This window comes from Roseateles agri (assembly GCF_034043675.1).
Classification (GTDB): domain Bacteria; phylum Pseudomonadota; class Gammaproteobacteria; order Burkholderiales; family Burkholderiaceae_C; genus KK5.
Genome location: NZ_JAXCLA010000005.1, coordinates 528,836 through 547,599, shown reverse-complemented (window position 1 = coordinate 547,599; position 18,764 = coordinate 528,836). Strand labels below are relative to the sequence as shown.

The following is an 18,764-nucleotide window of genomic DNA, read 5'->3' as shown; positions in this document are numbered from 1 at the left end:
GTGTTCTGCCTCGATCGGGAGAGACCGGCGGCTCCTGTCCGAGGCTGGGCGGCGGGCCGTGCCGGGGCGACAGTGGATCGTCACCACAGCGAGGACTCCGTCCATGAAATCTTTCCTGTCTTCCCCGATCGCGCGCAGCCTGGCCCTTGCCGGGCTGCTGGCGCTGGCAGTGCCGGCGATGGCCGTGCCGGTGCAGTCCGCCGGCGCGCTGAACTTCGTCGACGCGAACACGCTGGTCGTCGCTGACTGGCGCGGCGGCCAGTTGCACGCGCTGACCCTCGCACCGGCGCCCGCCGGCAAGCCGGCCGCCTTCAACCTGAAGAATGTCTCGGCCTCGATCGCCCGCGCGCTGCATACCAGCACCGACAGCCTGCGCTTCGAGGACATGGCCATGCGGCCCGGTAGCGAGACCGCCTACATCACGCTGTCCATCGACCAGGGTGCCGGCGTGCCGAAGCCGGCGCTGGTGACGGTCGATGCAGCCGGCAAGGTCGGCGTCGTGGACCTGGGCAGCGCGCAGCGCGCCTCGGTGGAGATCGGCAACCTGCCGGCCGCCGACAAGCGCCTGTGGCGCGACACGCCGCAGGCCGCGTACACGGTCACCGACATGAGCTATTACGACGGCAAGCTCTACGTGGCCGGCCTGTCCAACGCCAGCTTCGCCTCCTCGCTGCGGGTCTTCGATTTCCCGTTCAAGGGCAAGGCCGCCGTCGCCAGCATCGAGATGTACCACCCGGTTCACAACCAGCTCGAGACCCGCGCGCCGATCCGCAAGATGGTGATCGCGAACCTGAACGGCGAGCCCACGCTGGTGGCCGCCTTCACCTGCTCGCCGCTGGTCACGATCCCGCTGAAGGATCTGAAGGACGGTGCCCACATCGCCGCCAAGACGGTGGCCGAATTCGGCTGGGGCAGCGCGCCGGTGGGCATGGTGAGCTTCGACGCCGGGCAGGGGCCGATGGTGTTGCTGACGCACTCGCACAAGTCGGCCGACCTGATGTCGGTGGCCGACATCGCGGCCGCGTCCACGCAACCGGGCATCGCCACGCCGATCAAGTGGCCCAGCGAGCCGACCTTGGGCATCAAGTCGACCTACGTGCCCATCACCGCGGTGGCGCACCTGAGCAACCAGGACGCCGAATTCCTCGCCGCACTGCGCCGCAACGAGGCCAGCGGTGCGATGGAGCTGGTGTCGATGCGCAAGGGCCTGTTCCTGCGCCTCAGCGACTTCGTCAACGAGTACGACTTCGCCGACTTCCGCTACCCCGCCAACGACGGCTGGCGCGACGTGCACCGGATGCTGCGCACCGACGAGGGCTACGCCGACCTGGCACCGGCCAAGCCATGACGGTGCTGCTGCCGCTGCTGCTGCTGGCAGCGCAGGCGGTCGAGGTGCATCCGGCCGGGCCTTCCGTGCCGGAGAACCTGCTGCGCATCGAGCTGCGCTTCGCACGGCCGCAGCGGCTGCCCTTCGACGTCGGGCGGCTGGCCCTGCTCGACGAGCGCGGCCAGCCGCTGGACCGCGCCTTGCTCGACCTCGCATTGCCCAGCGCCGACGGCCGGCGCATCACCGTGCTGATGGACCCGGGCCGGGTCAAGAGCGGTGTCGGCCCCAACCTGGACGCCGGCCGCGCGCTGCACGCCGGCGAGACCCTGCGGCTGCGACTGGACGGGGATGCGGTCGTCAAGCAATGGACGGTCGGCGCCACCCTGTCGCAGCCGCTGCAGCCGGCCGGGTGGCGGCTGAGCGCGCCGCGCGCGGGTAGTCGCGATGCGCTGCGTGTCGAGCTGGGCGAGCCGATCAGTTCGTCCGGCGAATCGCTGATCGCGGTCGTCGATGCGGCCGGCCGCCGGGTCAGTGGAACGATCGCGTTAGCGGACGGCGACACCGTCTGGCGCTTCACGCCCGCCAGGCCGTGGCGTACCGGCGCCCACGCGCTCGTCACCCATCCCGCACTGGAAGACCCCGCCGGCAACCGCAGCTGTGCGGCCTTCGAGCAGGTGCATGCCAGCGCACTTGAATGCGAGGCCGGCACGACGCTGCCCTTCGAGCCCCTGGCCCTCCCGGGCGGGAGAGGGCGCCGGCATCCCTGAGTACGAGCTGCGGCGCCTCCACACGCCGGATGTGCAGGGCCGGCGCTGCCGCGATGCTGGCCCTGCCTGCTTCATCGGAGACTCCCATGCGCCATCCGTCCTTCGCTCCCAGCCTGCCGCCGGCCGCCTGCCAGATGCGCATCGGCGGCCTCTGCGCCGGCGAGCACTTCCGCAAGATGCCGCGCGAACGCGGGCTCGCCGAGCTGCGGTCCGCCTTCCAGCGCTGTGGCGGCCTGGCTAGCGGCGACGAGCTGGCGGGCCTGGTGCGCCCGCACTGGGACCAGGCCGTCTCCACGGTGGCGCGCTGGATCGTCACGCGCAGCGTGCTCGCCGTCAGCTGGCAGGCGCAGACGCTGCTGCCGCTGTTCCAGTTCGAGGGCCCGACGATGCTGCTGCGCGGCTGCATGCCGGCCGTGCTGGCCGAACTGGCACCGGTCTATGACGAGTGGGATCTCGCGCTGTGGTTCGCCGAGCCCAACACCTGGCTCGACGGCGCCGTGCCGGCCGAGCTGGTGGCCCGCCGGCCCGCCGCCGTGCTGGAGGCGGCGCGGGCGGACCGCTTCGTAGCGCGCGGTTGATGCGGGTGATTCAGCGCGGGCCGGCCGTACCGCCGTCCGGCCCGGCGCAGTCGCCCGCGTGCAAGGCAGCGCGCGTGCAGAAGCGATCCATCGCGAGATAGCCCAAGGTCATCGAGACGACCAGCAGCGCGCCCGCCAGCACCGGCGGCGCGGGCGACGGGATCCGGCAGGCGCGGCAGGTGGCGCCGATCGCCACGCCCAGCACCAGCCCGGCCGCCAGCTTCAGCCGGCGCTTCAACTGCGGGCTCATGCTCCCACCGCCAGCCACTGGTCCGCCGCCGCGAAGCCCAGGGTCATCGCCAGCACCAGCAGCGCGCCGACCAGCTTGGGCGGCGCCGGCAGTGGCAGGTCGAACCAGCGGCAGGCGCTGCCAATCCCAAGGCCCAGTGCGATGGCGATGATCAGGTCGCGCATGAGAATCTCCGTTTCGTGCGAGTGAGGCATGCCTCAGCATCGCCTCATGCGGGTGCGCAGGCGCCCCGCATCAGGGCGAACGGGCGGCCTTCCAATCGGGAGAGGCCGGTTCGCGCGCGGCGCTCTCCAATGAACACCTCTTGAGCTGACGGAACAAGCAATGAACAAGCAGAACGCACCCGAGCTGATCCTGCATGGCGGCCGCATCACGACGCTGGATCGCGCGCGGCCGGTCGCCTCCGCCGTCGCCATCAGCGCCGGCCGCTTCACCCAGGTTGGCAGCGACGCCGAGGTGCTGGCGCTGGCCGGCCCGTCCACGCGCCGGATCGACCTGCAGGGCCGCACCGTGCTGCCCGGGCTGATCGACAACCACATGCACATCATCCGCGGCGGCCTGAACTACAACATGGAGCTGCGCTGGGACGGCGTGAAGAGCCTCGCCGACGCGATGTCCATGCTGCGCCGCCAGGTGGCCGTGACACCGGCGCCGCAGTGGGTGCGCGTCGTCGGCGGCTTCAGCGAGCAGCAGTTCACCGAGAAGCGCCTGCCCACGCTGGACGAGATCAACGCGGTGGCCCCCGACACGCCGGTGTTCATCCTGCACCTGTACGACCGCGCCCTGCTCAATGCCGCGGCGCTGCGCGCGGTGGGCTATACGCGCGACACGCCGGAGCCGCCCGGCGGCCAGATCCAGCGCGACGCCGCCGGCGAACCGACCGGCCTGCTGCTCGCCAAGCCGAACGCGGCCATCCTCTACGCGACCCTGGGCCGCGGCCCCAAGTTGCCGCCGGAGTACCAGCTGAACTCCACCCGCCACTTCATGCGCGAGCTGAACCGCCTGGGCGTGACCGGCGTGATCGACGCCGGCGGCGGCATGCAGAACTGGCCCGACGACTACGACGTGATCCGCCAGCTCTCCGAGGCCGGCCAACTGACCGTGCGCATCGCCTACAACCTGTTCACGCAGAAGCCCAAGCAGGAGAAGGAGGACTTCCTGCGCTGGACCGCGAGCACCAAGTACAAGCAGGGCGATGACTACTTCCGCCACAACGGCGCCGGCGAGATGCTGGTGTTCTCGGCCGCCGACTTCGAGGACTTCCGCCAGCCGCGGCCCGACATGCCGGCGGAGATGGACGGCGAGCTGGAGGAAGTGGTGACTATCCTGGCGCAGAACCGCTGGCCCTGGCGCATGCACGCCACCTACGACGAGACGATCACCCGCGCGCTGGACGTGTTCGAGCGGGTCGACCGCGAGGTGCCGCTGGCCGGATTGAACTGGATCATCGACCATGCGGAGACGATCTCCGACCGCTCCATCGACCGCATCGCCGCGCTGGGCGGCGGCGTCGCCGTGCAGCACCGCATGGCCTTCCAGGGTGAGTACTTCGTCGAGCGCTACGGCGCGCGCGCCGCCGAGGCCACACCGCCGATCGCGAAGATGCTGGCGCGCGGCCTGCACGTCTCGGCCGGCACCGACGCCACCCGCGTGGCCTCGTACAACCCCTGGGTGTCGCTGGCCTGGATGGTCACCGGCAAGACCGTGGGCGGCATGCAGCTCTACCCGCAGGCCAACTGCCTGGACCGCATGAGTGCGCTGCGGATGTGGACCGAAAACGTCGCCTGGTTCTCGAACGAGGAAGGTCGCAAGGGCCGCATCGAGGCCGGCCAGTTCGCCGACCTCGTCGTGCCGGATCGCGACTACTTCGGCTGCGCGGAGTCCGACATCGCCGACACCACCGCGCTGCTGACCCTGGTCGGCGGCAAGGTCGTCTACGCCAGCGGGCCCTTCGCCAGCGAAGACGAGGGCCAGTTGCCGCCGCCGATGCCGGACTGGTCGCCGGTGCGGCGCTTCGGCGGCTTCGGTGCCTGGGGCGATGCCGAGGGCCGGCCGCTGCAGGCGGCGCTCAAGGCCGCGGCCGCCTGTGCCTGCGCCAGCGCCTGCGGCGTGCACGGCCACCGCCACGCGGCTGCCTGGGGCGCCGATCTGCCGACGGCGGACGCGCGCAGCTTCTGGGGCGCGCTCGGCTGCGCCTGCTGGGGAGTCTGACGATGAACACGATCCGCACGAAATCCTTCGCCGAGCGCTCGAACGGCTCGCGGCTGCTGCACGGCGCCGGCCTGCTGCTGCTGGTCGCCGCCTACCTGCAGGGCGGGCTCGACAAGCTCATCGACTTCCCCGGCGCCATCGGCGAGATGCGCCACTTCGGTCTGGAGCCGGCGCTGCCGATGGCGGTGGCGACGATCACGCTGGAGCTGGGCGCCTCGGCGCTGATCCTCTCGGGCCGGCTACGCTGGCTCGGCGCGCTGGTGCTGGCGGCCTTCACGCTGGCGGCCAGCTTCCTCGCCAACCGCTTCTGGTCCGCGCCGCCGGCCGATCGCTTCATGCTGGAGAACGCCTTCTTCGAGCACCTCGGCCTCGTCGGCGCCTTCCTGCTGGTGGCCTGGTGGGACTGGCGGGAGGCCGGGCCGCCCCGCTGACGATTCACGAGGATTCACACGCGGCTGGCCGCCGTCTGGGCGAAGATTTCTCTCGATGACTTTCCCGCAATCGAGAGAAGAGCCCACCGCCATGACCCCATCGGCAACGGCCACCCAGGAATTCAGCTTCGGCGCCTATCGCGTGAGCCGCGACAGGCGCAGCATCGTGACGGACGGCGGCGCGCCCCTGCGACTCGGCGGGCGGGCCTTCGACTTGCTGGTGGCGCTGCTCGAACGCGCGGGCGAGGTGGTGAGCCATGGCGAGCTGGTCGCCCGCGTCTGGCCCAACACCATCGTCGAGGAGACCAGCCTGCGCGTGCACGTCTCGTCCTTGCGCCGCGCCATCGGCGACGGCCTGGACGGGCTTCGCTACATCGAGAACATTCCCGGCTGCGGCTACCGTTTCGCGGCGCCGGTGGTTCGCGTTGCGCCGGTGCTTGCCGGCCGCCAAGGGCCTCAGCAAGGGCTGCAACAAACGCCGCAACATCGCGCGGGGCAGATGATCGGCCGAAGCGATGCGCTGGCCACGCTCTCAACGATGCTGCGCGGCCACCGCGCGGTGACCATCGTCGGCTCCGGTGGCATGGGCAAGACGACCGTGGCCCTGGCCTTGGCGGCCGAGGTGGGCCAGGACTACCCGATGGGCGCCGTCTTCGTCGACCTGAGCGCGATCGACCAGGGGCGCGAGATGCCCGGCGCGATCGCCAACGCACTCGACCTGCCGCTCTCGATGCAGGACACGCTCGACGCGCTGGCGCGGGCCCTGCGGGACGCGCGGGTGCTGATCGTGCTCGACAACTGCGAGCACGTCGTCGGCGCGGCTGCCGAGCTGGTCGAGCGCCTGCTGGCCGACACGCCGGTGAGCATCCTGGCCACCAGCCGGGAGCCTCTCGGCACCGAAGGCGAATGGCTGCATCGGCTCGCCCCGCTGGGCCTGCCGCCGCGCGACCGGCAGCCGTTGGCCGATGAGGCCATGCAGTTCCCCGCCGTCGAGCTGTTCGTCGCGCGCGCCTCCGCGGCATCGGGCCAGCCCTTCGCGGTCACCGCCGACAACGTGGCCGATGTCTGCGCGCTGGCCTGGCATCTGGACGGCTCGCCGCTGGCCGTGGAGCTGGTGGCTGCCTATCTGCCGACGCTCGGGCTGCGCGAGCTGCGCTCGCGTGTCGGCAACCACCTGGCCCTGGGCCTGCGCGGCCGGCGCACCGCCAGCCCGCGCCACCAGACGCTGGCAGCGACGCTCGAATGGAGCTACCGGCTGCTGTCCGCTGTCGAGCAGCTCGTGCTGAGGCGCCTGGCGGTGTTCCGCGGCGGCTTCGCCCTCTCGGCCGCTTGCGGCGTGGCCGGCGACGATGCGCTGGACAGCGACGATGTGCTGGCAGCCATCCTGAATCTGATCAGCAAGTCGCTGGTCTGCGTGGACACGCGGATCGGTCCCGCCGAGTACCGGCTGCTGGACACGACGCGGACCTTCGCGCTGCAGAAGCTCCGCGAGGCCGAGCCGGTCGATCCGGTGCTGCGGCGGCATGCCCTGGCCGTGCAGGCCATGCTGGGCGCCGCCGACGCCGACTACCGAGCCATGTCGCGCGCGCCATGGCTGGGCGCACACGGTGGCCAGACCAGTGACGTCCGGGCCGCGCTGGACTGGTGCTGGTCCGCCACGGGCGACCTGCAGATCGGCATCCAGGTGATGCTCAACGCGCTGCCGCTGCACGAGCTGGGGCTGCTGGCCGAGCAGAACGCACGCATCGAGCTGGCGCTGGCGCATCTGGCCGGCATGGAGCCGCCGCGGCCCGATCTCGAACTGCGCCTGCACCTGAAGCTGACCTGGCCCAGCCTGGAGCCTGACTGGCAGGGCCGGCCGACGGCGGTCCTGCTGGCGCGGGCGAAGACGCTGGCCGAGCAACTGGACCAGCCGGGTGCCCGCATCAGCTCGCTGTACTGCAGCTGGCTCAGCGCCTTTGTCGACGGCGACTACCCGACGGCGACGCGGATGGCAGAAGGCGTGCTGACGATTGCCACCCAATGCCGCGACGAAGCCGGCGGGGTGCTGGGCCGGCGCCTGCTGGCCTACTGCCGGCACTACACGGCGGAGCATGACGAAGCGCATCGGCTGGCCGAACTGACGCTGGAACGCGAGGCCTATCGCCTGCCGCCCGAGTACGCGAGCACCGTGCCGCACGGCGTGTCGATGCGGCTGCTGCAGGCACGGGAGCTCTGGCTGCGCGGTCGCCCGGACAGCGCGCTGCGCAAGGCCGAGGAATGCCTCGCGCTCGCGGAGACCGCGCATTCCCACGCGCAGCTCCAGACCCTGGGCTTCGCCTTGATCCCGATCACGATCTGGCGCGGCGAACTCGACCGCGCCGAGGCCCTGGTGGAACGGCTACGGCTCGTCGCCGTCAAGGGCCATTCGCCGCACTGGGGCTCGTGGGCCGCGTCTTTCGCGGCGGTGCTGAAGGCGATGGGCAGCCGCCGGATGCCCTTCGTGCAGACGAGCAATGCGAAGGAACTCGACTGCATGGCCAGCGTGGCCGCCACCTGGCATCACCCGCTGAGCCTGCAGCGGCTCGAATCGGGCGCCAGCCACTGGTGCGCGGCCGAAGTGCTTCGCAAGCAGGGCGAGTTCATCCTGCATCGCGATGGGCCTGCGGGCATGGCGGCGGCCGAAGCGGCCTACCTGCAATCGATGGAACTCGCGCGCGGGCAGGGCGCCCTGGCCTGGGAGCTCCGCGCGGCCATGAGTCTTGCGCGGCTGTGGATGGAGCAGCGTCGCGGGGCGCCGGCCCATGAGCTGCTGAGCGGCGTCGTCGCCCGCTTCAGCGAAGGTGCCGGCACGGCGGACCTGCGCGCCGCGGCGGAGCTGCTGTCCGCCTGCGGCGCGCCCGCGTCAGAACGCGCTCTTGACCACGCCCCCGTCGACGCGGAGTGCGGCGCCGGTGGTCGCTGAGGCGAGCGGGCTGGCCACGTAGGCCACCAGCGAGGCCACCTCCTGCGGCGCGGCGAAGCGCTTGATCAGCGAGGTGGGGCGGACGTGCTGGAAGAACTCGGCCTCGAACTGGGCGGCGCTCTTGTCGTTGGCCTTCGCCATGCCCTCGACGAAGTCGCCGACGCCGCGCGACTTCGTCGGCCCCGGCAGCACGCTGTTGACGGTGATGCCGGTGCCGGCCACCGCCTCGGCCAGGCCGCGCGAGACGGCCAGTTGCGCCGTCTTGGACATGCCGTAGTGGATCATCTCGGTGGGGATCTGCACCGCGCTCTCGCTGGAGATGAAGATGATGCGGCCCCAGTTGGCGCGCTTCATGGCGGGCAGCACCAGTCGCGCGAGCCGCACGCCGCTGAGCACGTTGACGTCGAAGAAGCGCAGCCACTCCTCGTCCGGAATGTCCTCGAAGGCCTTGGCGTCGAAGATGCCGAGGTTGTTGACGAGGATCTCGATGCCGGCATGGCGCCGCACCACCTCCGCCGCCGCATCGGCGCGGCTCAGGTCGCCGGCGAAGCCTTCGACCGCGCCTTGGGTTTCCGAGCGCATGCGCGCCACCGCGTCGTCGACGGCCGGCTGCGTCCGGCCATTGACGATGACGCGGGCGCCTTCCTGGGCCAGCGTGCGCGCGATCGCATAGCCGATGCCGGCGGTACTGCCGCTGACCAGCGCGAGCTTGCCCTTGAGTTGCAGATCCATGTCGTTTCTCCTTGTGTAAGTGGTGTGATTCAGTTGCGGACGAAGGCCAGAGGCGAGCCCGGCCGCGTGGCGCGCAGCCGCCGCACCTGCAGGCCGGCGCCGATCAGGAACAGCAGGAAGCACAGGCCGTAGAGCGCCTGCAGCGTCGGGGACTCAGGGTCCGCGATCAGCGGCTGGCCGAGCGGCAGGCGGGTGAGCGTCTCGGTCAGCCCTGGCACCATGTGGAAGAAGAAGGTCAGCGAGTAGCCGATGGTGGCCACGTAGCGCGCCAGCCGGCCGAAGACCCAGCCGCGTCGGGCCATGCCGGCGAGCGCCAGCACGATCAGCGTCATCACGCCCAGCGCATGCGGCTTGCCGAAGCCGCCGTGCTGGAAGATGCCGAAGCCGGTGATGCAGGTGGCGACCGTGAACCACACGTAGACGCGGCCGGCGCCGGTGGCCGGCGAGATCTCGCGGTCGCGCAGCAGCGCCTTCGCGCCGGCGATCACGGCGACCAGGCTGAGCGCCGTGTGGACGAGGCCGAGGGAGGTGAGTCCGAACATGAGGGATTCCTTTCAATCAGAAGAGGCCGGCGAAGCTTCGACGAAAGCGCCCGGTGCGGCGAGTTAATCGTCGTGAATCGAGTGTGAAGCCCAGGCGGCGCCGTGTGAAGACGGCGTGAATGGAGCTTTCTCAACGCTTCACTGGCCGTGCGGGCTGCCGGCGCGGAACATGGATGCCAAGGGTGCACTTCAGCGCCTTTGGAGACGAACATGCAGATGACTTCCCCGATGCGCGTGCTGGTGGCCCATGCCGAGCCGATGGTGCACCTCGGCCTGGTGGCGACGCTGGCGCGCGATGAGCGTTTCGAACTGGACGAACAGTGCGCCGACCATCTCGACCTGAACCTGTTGGCGCGCGGCGGCGGCCCGACCCGTGTGCTGGTGGCCGACCTGATGACCGGCATCGCCGCGGCCCGCGCCGTGCGCGAAGGGCGGATATCGCGCCTGGCTGCGCCGACGGCCGTGCTGGTGGTCTCGGCCGCGGAGGGCGAGCTGGTCATCCGCGGCGCGCTCGAGGCCGGCGTGCTGGGTTACCTGACCTATGAGGCCTGCGCCGCGCAACTGCTCGACGCCGTGGCGCTGCTGGCGCGGGGTCAGCGCTTCCTGGCGCCCAGCGTCGCGCTGCGCCTGGCGGGCGCCGTCGCGCAGGACCTGCCGACGCGGCGCGAGATCGACGTGCTGAAGCTGGTCGCCACCGGCCTGTGCAACAAGGCCATCGCGGCGGAGCTGGACATCGCCGCCGGCACCGTCAAGGCCCATGTGAAGGCGCTGCTGCAGAAGCTCGACGCGCCGACCCGCACCGCCGCGGCCGACATCGCCAAGCGGCGTGGCCTGCTCGACCCGGTCGGCGAGCAACTGGCCTTCGAGATCGCGCGGCCCCGCCCGACCGCGCGGCGCGGGTCGGCGATGGCCGCCTGAGCGTGAATCCGTGTGAATACGACCTCCCAAGCTGAAGGACCGCCTGCCATGCCTGCTTCCCTCGCCGCACTGGCGCTCGCCGCCTTCGGAATCGGCACGACCGAATTCGTGATCCTCGGCCTGCTCTCCAACGTCGCCAGCGATCTGGCGGTCTCGATACCGGTGGCCGGCTGGCTGGTGACCGGCTATGCGCTGGCCGTCGCGATCGGTGCGCCCGCCATGGCGATCGCCACCGCGAAGCTGCCGCGCAAGCAGGCGCTGGTCGGCCTGATGGGCATCTTCATCGTCGGCAACGTGCTGTGCGCCGTCGCCACCGGCTATTCGATGCTCATGCTGGCGAGAGTCGTCACGGCCCTGTGCCACGGCGCGTTCTTCGGCATCGGCGCGGTCGTGGCTTCGGGCCTGGTGGCCGAGGACAAGCGCGCGTCCGCCGTCGCCCTGATGTTCACCGGGCTCACGCTGGCCAATGTGCTGGGCGTGCCGCTGGGCACGGCCTTGGGCCAGGCCTGGGGTTGGCGCGCGACCTTCTGGGCCGTCGCGCTGATCGGCGTCGTCGCACTGGCCGCGCTGGTCCTGCTGCTGCCGCGCGAAGCGGTGCAACAGAAGACGGACCTCCGGCGCGAGCTGTGCGTCTTTCGTGAGCGGGGCGTCTGGATGGCGCTGGGCATGACCGTGTTCAGCTCGGGCTCGATGTTCGCGATGTTCACCTACATCGCGCCGATCCTGGGCGAGGTGACCGGGCTGTCGCCGCACGCCATTTCGGGCACGCTGCTGGTGATCGGCGTGGGCCTCACGATCGGCAATGTCGTGGGCGGCCGCCTGGCCGACTGGAAGCTGATGCCGACGCTGGTCGGCCTCTTCATCGCGATGGCCGCCGTCCAGCTCATCTTCACGGGGGCGGCGCACTCGACGATCGGTGCGGAGATCGCCGTCTTCGCCTGGGCCATGATCGCCTTCGCTGCGGTGCCCGCGCTGCAGATCGGCGTCGTCACGCAGGCGCACGAGGCGCCCAACCTGGCGTCCACCCTGAACATCGGCGCGTTCAACGTGGGCAATGCGCTGGGTGCGTGGGCCGGCGGGCGGATGATCCTCGCGGGTGCGCCGCTGAACTTCGTGCCGCTGGCGGGTGCCTTGCTGGCCATCGGCGGCCTGACGCTGGCGCTGTTCGCGCTGAACCGGCGGCCGGCGCGAACCTTCGGACCGAGCACCGCTCAGTAGTCGTAGCGCGCGGTCAACAACACGGTGCGGGGCGGGTTGTAGTAGGCCGCGTCGACACCGACCGAGGGGATGCGGTTGCGCAGCAGCAGGTAGGTCCGGTTGGTGAGGTTCTTGATCCGCAGCGACAGGCTCCAGCGCCTGTCGATCGACAGGTAGGCGCTGCTGAGGTTCAGGTAGGTCTGGGTCGGCAGCTTCAGCAACTCGGTGTTGGCGACATCGGCGTACTGCGGGCTGATGTACTGGGCCGAGACGTTGAAGCTGAGCGCATCGCCGCGCGGCAGCGGCAGCAGGTGCTGCAGGCTGGCGCCGAGGCTGGCGTGCGGGGCATTGGGCAGCTCGTTGCCGACGAAATCGCCGCTGACCGCGCCGGTCGGGTTCTCGAAGGTCTCGAAGCGCGAGCGCAGCAGTTCCAGCGACAGCGTGGCCTGCGTGTTCAGGCCGAGCTTGGCCGACAGGTCCAGGTCGACGCCGTAGGTCTTCGCGTGGCCCGCGTTCATCAGCACGCCATCGGTCACCAGCACGCCGCCGATCGTCGTGTTGGTCAGCGTCGCGAGGTAGTCGCGGTAGTCGTTCAGGAACACCGCGACGTTGGCTTCCAGCCGGCCCTCCCAGGCGCGGGTCTTGGCGCCGACCTCGTAGGTGCGCACCTTCTCGGGGTTGGACACGTATTCCGCGGCCCGCAGCGAGGCGGCCGCGCGGTTGAAGCCGCCGAACTTCGCACCCTGCGCGATGCTGGCGTAGAGGAACAGGTCGGGCGTGGCCTGGTGGTCGATGCCGATGCGCGGCAGCAGGCCGCTCTTGCGCGTGGCCAGGTCCGGCGCGGAGTAGATCTGCCGCGTGTGCTGGTAGTCCGCATCGACGGCCCAGTAGTCGTTGGAGCCGGTCTGGCGCGTCGTGTAGGCGCGCAGACCGCCGGTCAGCGCGGTGCGATCGCTGAGCGCGTAGTGCGCCTGGCCGTAGAGGCCGAAGTCGGTGGTGCGCAGGTGGGTCAAGGCCTCGGTGCGGCTCGGCGTGGTGGCGCCAATCGGCAGCGGCTCGGCGAAGCGGTCGAACAGGAAGCGATCGGCGACCAGCATCGCGCCGGCCGTCCACGACAGCTCGCGCGACTGCTTCTGCCACTGCAGCTCCTGCGAGAAGGCCTGCTGATCGACCACCTGCTGCAGCCCGTAGCGCTCCACCTCCAGGCCGCCGAAGCCGCCCGAGGAGGGATCGTCGCGATAGCTGCGCAGGCCGGTGATCGAGCGGAACACCAGCCCGTCGTCGAGCTGGTCGACGATGCGCAGGTTCAGCCCGCCGGCCTCGCGGCGGAACGCGGCCGTGTCCACCGCGTTGAACAGCACGCGTGGCGCGGCATCCGGGTGGTTCAGCGGGTAGTTGGCGGCGTTGTTGTCGGAGCGGTCGAGCAGGCCGTCGACGGCCAGTACCGCGCTCAGGCCCGGTGCCAGCGCCCAGCCCAGCTTGGCGCGGAACTGCGTGGCGTCGAGCTTGTTGACGCCCTTGTCCAAGGTCTCGTTGCGGCCGAAGCCGTCGTTGTGCAGGGTGGAGAAGGCGAAGCTGGCCGTCAGCGGCGTGCCGGTGATCGCGCCGGTGGCATAGCCGTGCGCTTCCTTCGCGCCGTAATTGCCGATCGAGGCCGAAACCCAGGCCGACGACACCGCGCTCGGGTCCAGCGAGATCAGCTTGACCGCGCCAGCGCTGGAGTTCTGGCCGTACAGCGTGCCCTGCGGGCCACGCAGCACCTCGATCCGCTGCATGTCCGGCAGGTCCCACAGCGCGGTGGCGTAGCCGCGGATCAGCGGCACGTCGTCCACATAGATGCCGACGGCCTGGCTCATCGCCGGCATCGACACACCGACGCCGCGGATGCCCACCGCCTGCGGCATATTGCTCGAGCCGTTCGGCACCGCCACGCCGGCGACGACGCCGACCAGGTCGTTCAACTGCCGCACGCCGCGGCTCTCCAGCGTGGACTGGTCGACCACGCCCACCGAGACCGGCGTCTTGCGCAGCAGCGACTCGCTGCGCTCGACGGTGACCACGACCTCGGGCAACTGGGCCGCAGCATCGGTGGCCGGCTCCTGTTGTTGCGCGAAGGACAGGGCGGGGAGGGCGAGGCAGAGCGCACCAATGCCCGGGTTCAGGCTCATGTTGGGGTTCAGGGGCAGCAGTTTTGGCATGGCGAAATGATCACCGACGCCCGGGCGCTCACACCGTGAAACGGTGTGAATTCGGCGGCGCGCCGTAGGGCGCCAGAGAGATTGCCCCCGTCCCGACCATGCGGGCTGGATCGATTAACCTCTCTCAGACCCTACGTCCTGGAGCGACGATGCGACATACATGCACACACCAAGATTCCATCCACACCGTGACACCCAGTGCGCGCGGGTGCCAGGAATGTCTCGCGATCGGAAGCGAGTGGGTGCACCTGCGCATTTGCCGGTCGTGCGGTCATGTGGGCTGCTGCGATGATTCTCCGCATCGACATGCTCGTGCGCACTTCGCCGCGACACAGCATCCGATCATTGAAGGGTATGACCCACCTGAGGGCTGGGGCTGGTGCTTCATCGACAAGGTCACCGTCGACTTCGGTGGAGACACGACGCCTCAAGACGGACCGATACCACGGTTCGTTTAAGCAACTGCGTGGTGCCGGGGTAATTGACGGATTGGACATGCTTGCCTCCAATCGTCGGCGCACACCCACCCGCCGGGTCAACCACGAGGCCGTGATCCCGGTCAGGCTGTCAAACTGACGGCGCCGCTTTTGGCGGATCTGATATCACTGTTTAAATACACATAATGCAGCGAAAACTCAAGCCTGACGCGGCCTGGAGCCAAGGAAGTGGTGCCGTGATGAGCGGACGCCGTGCCTTGATAAGCGGACAGGCCTGTCTCCCTACAACACGTTAGGTTGCAGAACAAGATGTCGTCGATCGCTCCGATGCTTGAAATACAACTCGTCTGGTTTGACAGCGACATGATTGAGTTACGCCTTTCGGCCGCCAGCGAAAATTTTGCTGGGAGTTCAAATTTTTATGCAGGCTTCAATGAGTTGCCTGACCTGGCAACGCTGCTTGAGGGATTTCCTGCGAGTCCAAATGATCTGAGGACTGTGGAGTTCGGCGGAAACAGTTTGCCTGGCTACGGTGGCGCAAAAATCACCTTCCGCTGCAAGGATTCAAGCGGGCATTTGTCCGCGGAAGTTTCGGTGTTCATGACGCCGGGAGGATGGAAGGATGTTGCCGAGTCCGCGACCATTCAAATTGACACGGTCCCCGCAGAAATTGATCACTTCATATTGCAATTGCGGGGCGTCGGGTCTCAGGTTGGTGCAGCAGCAAGGCTCAAAAATGCAACCTAACCGGGCGCTGGGGCCGACTCGCAATGGCTGGTTACTTTAGGCCCGCCATTTCATTCTGGGCCTTCCGCGCCCAGCCGCTGCTCGCGGCTCAGCTTGAACGTTGAGCATCAGATAATGCGAGCGAGAAATCCGCACATACTGAACGCGCCAGGCGATTTCTACGTCGAGGATGGGTGCTGCACCAGCTGTGAAATGCCATTCACCGAAGCGCCTGGGCATTTCAAGTATGACGAAGGCGGTCATTGCTACGTTTGCAAGCAACCGTCTACGCCCGAGGACGAGAACAACATGATCAGTGCTGTTTCGGTCTCCGAGGTCAGTTGCATTCGGTACGGGGGAAATGATCCCGAGACGCTCAAAAAGCTTGTTGCGCTGAACGAAAGGGAGCAATGCGATGCGCTCGTCGGCAATCTTGATGTGCCAGGCCCTGCCAAGAAGGTGTGGTGGGCCTTGTGGCGTCGCTGATGCCCAACCCTTTGCTGCAGCGGACGACTACGCCGCCCGCTGAGCGCGCACGTTAAAGCTCATGACGACTTCCTGTGTTCGGCGAGAGGCTGTAGAAGTCTTTGCGGATTACCACCAGTTCTACGTCCAAGACGGGCAGGTGAATCCCCCTGCACCGGAGGACTGGACAGATGCGGATGTTGCGAACAGGGCCAAGGTGGCACCGAACGTTGTGGTGATATGTCCCGTACGCAACATGAGTGTTCCAGTCGAAGTGGAATTGCATTCCTCCGAGCCCCAATTTGATGCCGGTGAGGTCGATCACATCGTTGAGTGCTCGCTGGAGTTGCCATCGGGGCATCTACAAATTCATGAATGCACAGGTGGGCCGGTGCTGGACTGGCGGATTAACCCGGGGCAGTACCAAGTGCTGGCGCTCTTCTCTCGATTGGGCTCGCTTTCCGACGATGGGCTCGAAGGGGAAGACCGCTATCGAGTTTTCCTCTGGCCAGGCGCGGAACGCTCCTTGCGCGTCGTGCAGGAATGGAGTGGCCAGTGAGCTTTAACCTTACGCTGCAGCGGACGGCTTCGCCGCCCGCTGAGCTGGCACGTTAAAGCTCATGGCACAGGCATTCGCCAGCGTCAGTCCATCGGTCTTCGCGGAGGTCCGTGATGCCCTGCTGATGGGGGGGCGCTCGGACCTCGCGGAGAAGTTGGCCACAGTGAAACTTGCTCGCTGCACATTGTCGGAGGAAGACGACATCGGCTACGTTTACTTTGTGCGCCGCCCGCCCAGTCTGCATTTCGCGAACATGGCTGCGCCCGTGGCCAAAACGATAGCCTTTGTGGAAGATCGAGGGATTTATATCGACGTCGATCACGACGGTGATTTGTTCGGTCTTGAGTTCCTATCTAGGCCTGACTTAGTCGCATGCCTAAGAGGTGCAAATGAGCTTTAACCTGCCAGTCGAGCGGATCGCCTTCGGCGCCCGCTCACCTTCACGTTATGCCTTCTGATCGCCCGTCGTTGAAAACCGCCGCCGTTGCCTACTTGGGCGTGGCCGGTGTCGTTGTGGCCTGGGCTTGGTACATCGATCTTTCGCTTCTGGGTAGCCCGCGCGAGCACCTGCTGCCCGACCTAGTGCTCATGATCTGCGGCTTGCCTTCTTCGCTTCTGCTTGGTCCGATCTACGGGCAATGGCCCGGGTCCTTCAACGGACTTGCACAGACAGCGTTTCTAACCTTTTGCGCTCTGGCGCAATCGGGCCTTGTCGTCGCGCTCGCGTTTCGGAGGTTCCGCCGTGCGAAGGCATAACCGGTTGTTCGAGCCGACCCGCTACGGCAAGACCGCCCGGCCGCCCAGAGCGGATTCCATCGTTGCTCTTGTTGGCCGGGTGGCTTTGCCTTCGCGGGCGGCTCAACTTCGACGTTAAAGCGCAGCATGTCTACCGACGACGTTGACAGCGAATCAGGCTGGTGGGTGCCTCACGTGATTGCCGCCTTTCTCGGCTTTGTCATCGGTGGATGGCTGTTTGGCCGATTGGTCCGCCGCGGGGACTTGCTGGACTATTGGCTGCTAGCGGCTGGGACGTGCGGAGTTGTTTGTGCGGCAGCATCGGCATGGTTCGGACGCGACTTCTGGTCCGTCGTTCGCCGTTTCTTCGGACGCGGATGATGGAGGCTCGGTTGCAGGTCTTGCGTACGATGTGCTTTAACCCGCCGTTCGAGCGGACCTCCTACGGCGTCCGCTCACCTTCACGTTAGACATCGGAAATGGCACGCACCCGGTCCAAGCAAAGCAACCATTCGCCGGTCGGGTGGTATGTCGCTACGTATGTGCACCGGTTCGTCGTCCTCGACGAAGACAACGAGGACATGAGCCGCCGCTATACGACATGGAAGAACACAATTCTCGTCAAGGCCGAGTCACCCAACGAGGCTTACAGGAAGGCTATCAAGGTGGGAAAGCTTGGGTGTAAGCCCTACGAAAACATGAACGGTCAGAAAGTCAGGTTCGTATATGAAGGCTTGTCCAGCCTCGTGCCGATTTACGAGGAGCTTGCAGACGGATCCGAGATTTTTTGGAGCAGCCAAGTAAGCCAACTGCGAACTATCCGAAAGATGGTGAAATCCAAAGGCGAACTTGAGGCGTTTGAGCGTGAAGTCGATGTCTAACCCGCAGTTCCAGCCGACGCCCAACGCCGCGGCTGAACGCAAGCGTTAGGCACACTCGATGACTGTGGGCGATCTTGTTCGGTACGAGTTGTGGGAAGACGGCGATGCATTGAGCTTCTTCCCGGAGGGCTCGGAATCCTTTCGACGGTCGCTCTCGCCAGAGGCCCGATTAGTGTGGGAGTGCCAGGCACGTTCGTGGGAAGAGGCTCAAACGGAGAAGCACAAACACCTTGGCTGGGCACCTTATGTATGGCTCAAGTAGAGTTCGGCCTAACCCGCAGTTGCAGCCGACGCCTAACGGCGCGGCTGAACGCAATCGTCGGGCGTCATGAACCGAAGCTGCACACTCGCGCTGCTTCTCCTCGCATGTGGCGGGAGCGTTAGAGCAGCGCCTCCCTGCCTGAGTTACACAAGCGCAGAAGTCTCCGGAACGCTCGTTCGCCAGACATTCGCAGAGCAGCCGAACTACGAAAGCATCGCAGCAGGTGATGCCCCAGCAACCTACTTCTTCTTGAAAGGCGCCAAACCGTCCTGTGTCGCTGCAGGCTCAAACACTTCTACGGAGCCTGCTGAACGCAATATCCGGTGGTTTCAACTCGTCCTTGCCACACCCGCTGCGTACGACGAACTGCGGCCAAGCCTGGGAAACTCAATTACTTGCCGGGGCTCCCTGTTTCATTCCATTTCTGGGCATCATCACTCCCGCGTGCTGTTGCAAGTCGACAGTTGCGACTTATCGGCGGCAGGGGAGTCGGGGCGATGAGGTCCAACCCGTCAATCCGGCGAACGCCTGGCGGCGCCGCTGAATTCAATCGTTGAACTGCGGTTTTTGGGGCGCCGCGTTCCAACAGTCCTAGAACCGAAAC

Annotated in this window: 21 protein-coding genes; 16 read left to right on the top strand and 5 right to left on the bottom strand. The window is 67.6% G+C overall.

Going from position 1 to position 18,764, the window contains the following annotated elements; genetic code table 11:
* Positions 1-103 precede the first annotated feature (103 nt).
* The 3 genes from SNE35_RS17895 to SNE35_RS17885 all read left to right on the top strand — a co-directional run bounded on the left by SNE35_RS17895 (position 104) and on the right by SNE35_RS17885 (position 2,672).
* Positions 104-1,348 carry a hypothetical protein gene (locus tag SNE35_RS17895; RefSeq protein ID WP_320424299.1) on the top strand — a complete coding sequence of 415 codons (1,245 nt, stop codon included), beginning with the start codon at positions 104-106 and terminating at the stop codon, positions 1,346-1,348.
* Positions 1,345-2,094 (top strand): Ig-like domain-containing protein, encoded by a 750-nt coding sequence (locus SNE35_RS17890; RefSeq protein WP_320424298.1) that lies wholly within the window; start codon positions 1,345-1,347, stop codon positions 2,092-2,094. Before SNE35_RS17895 ends, SNE35_RS17890 begins: the two co-directional genes overlap by 4 nt.
* A gap of 86 nt (positions 2,095-2,180) precedes the next feature.
* The gene (locus SNE35_RS17885; RefSeq protein ID WP_320424297.1) at positions 2,181-2,672 is read left to right on the top strand and encodes a hypothetical protein; all 492 of its coding nucleotides are present in this window, start codon (positions 2,181-2,183) and stop codon (positions 2,670-2,672) included.
* A 10-nt stretch (positions 2,673-2,682) separates the two neighbouring features.
* On the opposite strand, the gene SNE35_RS17880 is transcribed toward SNE35_RS17885, so the two are convergent.
* Entirely contained in the window at positions 2,683-2,922 is a 240-nt protein-coding gene (locus SNE35_RS17880) for a DUF1427 family protein (RefSeq protein WP_320424296.1), read from the bottom strand.
* Positions 2,919-3,086 (bottom strand): DUF1427 family protein, encoded by a 168-nt coding sequence (locus SNE35_RS17875; protein WP_320424295.1) that lies wholly within the window; start codon positions 3,084-3,086, stop codon positions 2,919-2,921. Before SNE35_RS17875 ends, SNE35_RS17880 begins: the two co-directional genes overlap by 4 nt.
* A 160-nt stretch (positions 3,087-3,246) precedes the next feature.
* Here SNE35_RS17875 and SNE35_RS17870 point away from each other — a divergent pair, with 160 nt between their 5' ends.
* The 3 genes from SNE35_RS17870 to SNE35_RS17860 all read left to right on the top strand — a co-directional run bounded on the left by SNE35_RS17870 (position 3,247) and on the right by SNE35_RS17860 (position 8,508).
* A complete protein-coding gene (locus SNE35_RS17870; protein WP_320424293.1) occupies positions 3,247-5,133 on the top strand; it encodes an amidohydrolase in 1,887 nt (628 codons plus the stop codon).
* 2 nt (positions 5,134-5,135) lie between these two features.
* Entirely contained in the window at positions 5,136-5,564 is a 429-nt protein-coding gene (locus SNE35_RS17865) for a DoxX family protein (RefSeq protein WP_320424292.1), read from the top strand.
* Positions 5,565-5,655: 91 nt separating this feature from the next.
* Complete coding sequence (locus SNE35_RS17860) at positions 5,656-8,508, top strand: ATP-binding protein (protein ID WP_320424291.1); 2,853 nt, start codon at positions 5,656-5,658, stop codon at positions 8,506-8,508.
* Here SNE35_RS17860 and SNE35_RS17855 read toward each other — a convergent pair.
* On the bottom strand, positions 8,449-9,240 hold the full coding sequence (locus tag SNE35_RS17855) for an SDR family NAD(P)-dependent oxidoreductase (protein WP_320424290.1): 792 nt from the start codon (positions 9,238-9,240) through the stop codon (positions 8,449-8,451). The two genes, SNE35_RS17860 and SNE35_RS17855, sit on opposite strands and share 60 nt — an antisense overlap.
* A 29-nt stretch (positions 9,241-9,269) precedes the next feature.
* Positions 9,270-9,782, bottom strand: coding sequence for a DUF2306 domain-containing protein (locus tag SNE35_RS17850; RefSeq protein ID WP_320424289.1), 513 nt, complete (start codon positions 9,780-9,782; stop codon positions 9,270-9,272).
* A 210-nt stretch (positions 9,783-9,992) separates the two neighbouring features.
* On the opposite strand from SNE35_RS17850, the gene SNE35_RS17845 reads away from it, so the two are divergent.
* The gene (locus SNE35_RS17845; RefSeq protein WP_320424288.1) at positions 9,993-10,700 is read left to right on the top strand and encodes a response regulator transcription factor; all 708 of its coding nucleotides are present in this window, start codon (positions 9,993-9,995) and stop codon (positions 10,698-10,700) included.
* A 48-nt stretch (positions 10,701-10,748) separates the two neighbouring features.
* The gene (locus SNE35_RS17840) at positions 10,749-11,918 is read left to right on the top strand and encodes an MFS transporter (RefSeq protein WP_320424287.1); all 1,170 of its coding nucleotides are present in this window, start codon (positions 10,749-10,751) and stop codon (positions 11,916-11,918) included.
* On the opposite strand, the gene SNE35_RS17835 is transcribed toward SNE35_RS17840, so the two are convergent.
* Entirely contained in the window at positions 11,912-14,095 is a 2,184-nt protein-coding gene (locus SNE35_RS17835; RefSeq protein ID WP_320424286.1) for a TonB-dependent receptor, read from the bottom strand. The genes SNE35_RS17840 and SNE35_RS17835 overlap by 7 nt on opposite strands.
* Before the next feature lie 98 nt (positions 14,096-14,193).
* Here SNE35_RS17835 and SNE35_RS17830 point away from each other — a divergent pair, with 98 nt between their 5' ends.
* The 8 genes from SNE35_RS17830 to SNE35_RS32105 all read left to right on the top strand — a co-directional run bounded on the left by SNE35_RS17830 (position 14,194) and on the right by SNE35_RS32105 (position 18,661).
* Positions 14,194-14,553: a UBP-type zinc finger domain-containing protein gene (locus SNE35_RS17830; protein WP_320424285.1), complete on the top strand. Its 360-nt coding sequence runs from the start codon at positions 14,194-14,196 to the stop codon at positions 14,551-14,553.
* Positions 14,554-14,841: 288 nt separating this feature from the next.
* A complete protein-coding gene (locus SNE35_RS17825; protein WP_320424284.1) occupies positions 14,842-15,279 on the top strand; it encodes a hypothetical protein in 438 nt (145 codons plus the stop codon).
* Positions 15,280-15,393: 114 nt separating this feature from the next.
* Complete coding sequence (locus SNE35_RS17820) at positions 15,394-15,744, top strand: ferredoxin (protein ID WP_348539327.1); 351 nt, start codon at positions 15,394-15,396, stop codon at positions 15,742-15,744.
* Between the two features lie 61 nt (positions 15,745-15,805).
* The gene (gene comJ / locus SNE35_RS17815) at positions 15,806-16,282 is read left to right on the top strand and encodes a competence protein ComJ (RefSeq protein WP_320424282.1); all 477 of its coding nucleotides are present in this window, start codon (positions 15,806-15,808) and stop codon (positions 16,280-16,282) included.
* 61 nt (positions 16,283-16,343) lie between these two features.
* Positions 16,344-16,682 carry a hypothetical protein gene (locus SNE35_RS17810; protein WP_320424281.1) on the top strand — a complete coding sequence of 113 codons (339 nt, stop codon included), beginning with the start codon at positions 16,344-16,346 and terminating at the stop codon, positions 16,680-16,682.
* 68 nt (positions 16,683-16,750) lie between these two features.
* Positions 16,751-17,038: a hypothetical protein gene (locus SNE35_RS17805; RefSeq protein ID WP_320424280.1), complete on the top strand. Its 288-nt coding sequence runs from the start codon at positions 16,751-16,753 to the stop codon at positions 17,036-17,038.
* A 458-nt stretch (positions 17,039-17,496) separates the two neighbouring features.
* On the top strand, positions 17,497-17,898 hold the full coding sequence (locus SNE35_RS17800) for a DUF4288 domain-containing protein (RefSeq protein WP_320424278.1): 402 nt from the start codon (positions 17,497-17,499) through the stop codon (positions 17,896-17,898).
* A 328-nt stretch (positions 17,899-18,226) separates the two neighbouring features.
* Positions 18,227-18,661: a DUF4431 domain-containing protein gene (locus tag SNE35_RS32105; protein WP_431312763.1), complete on the top strand. Its 435-nt coding sequence runs from the start codon at positions 18,227-18,229 to the stop codon at positions 18,659-18,661.
* Positions 18,662-18,764 lie beyond the last annotated feature (103 nt).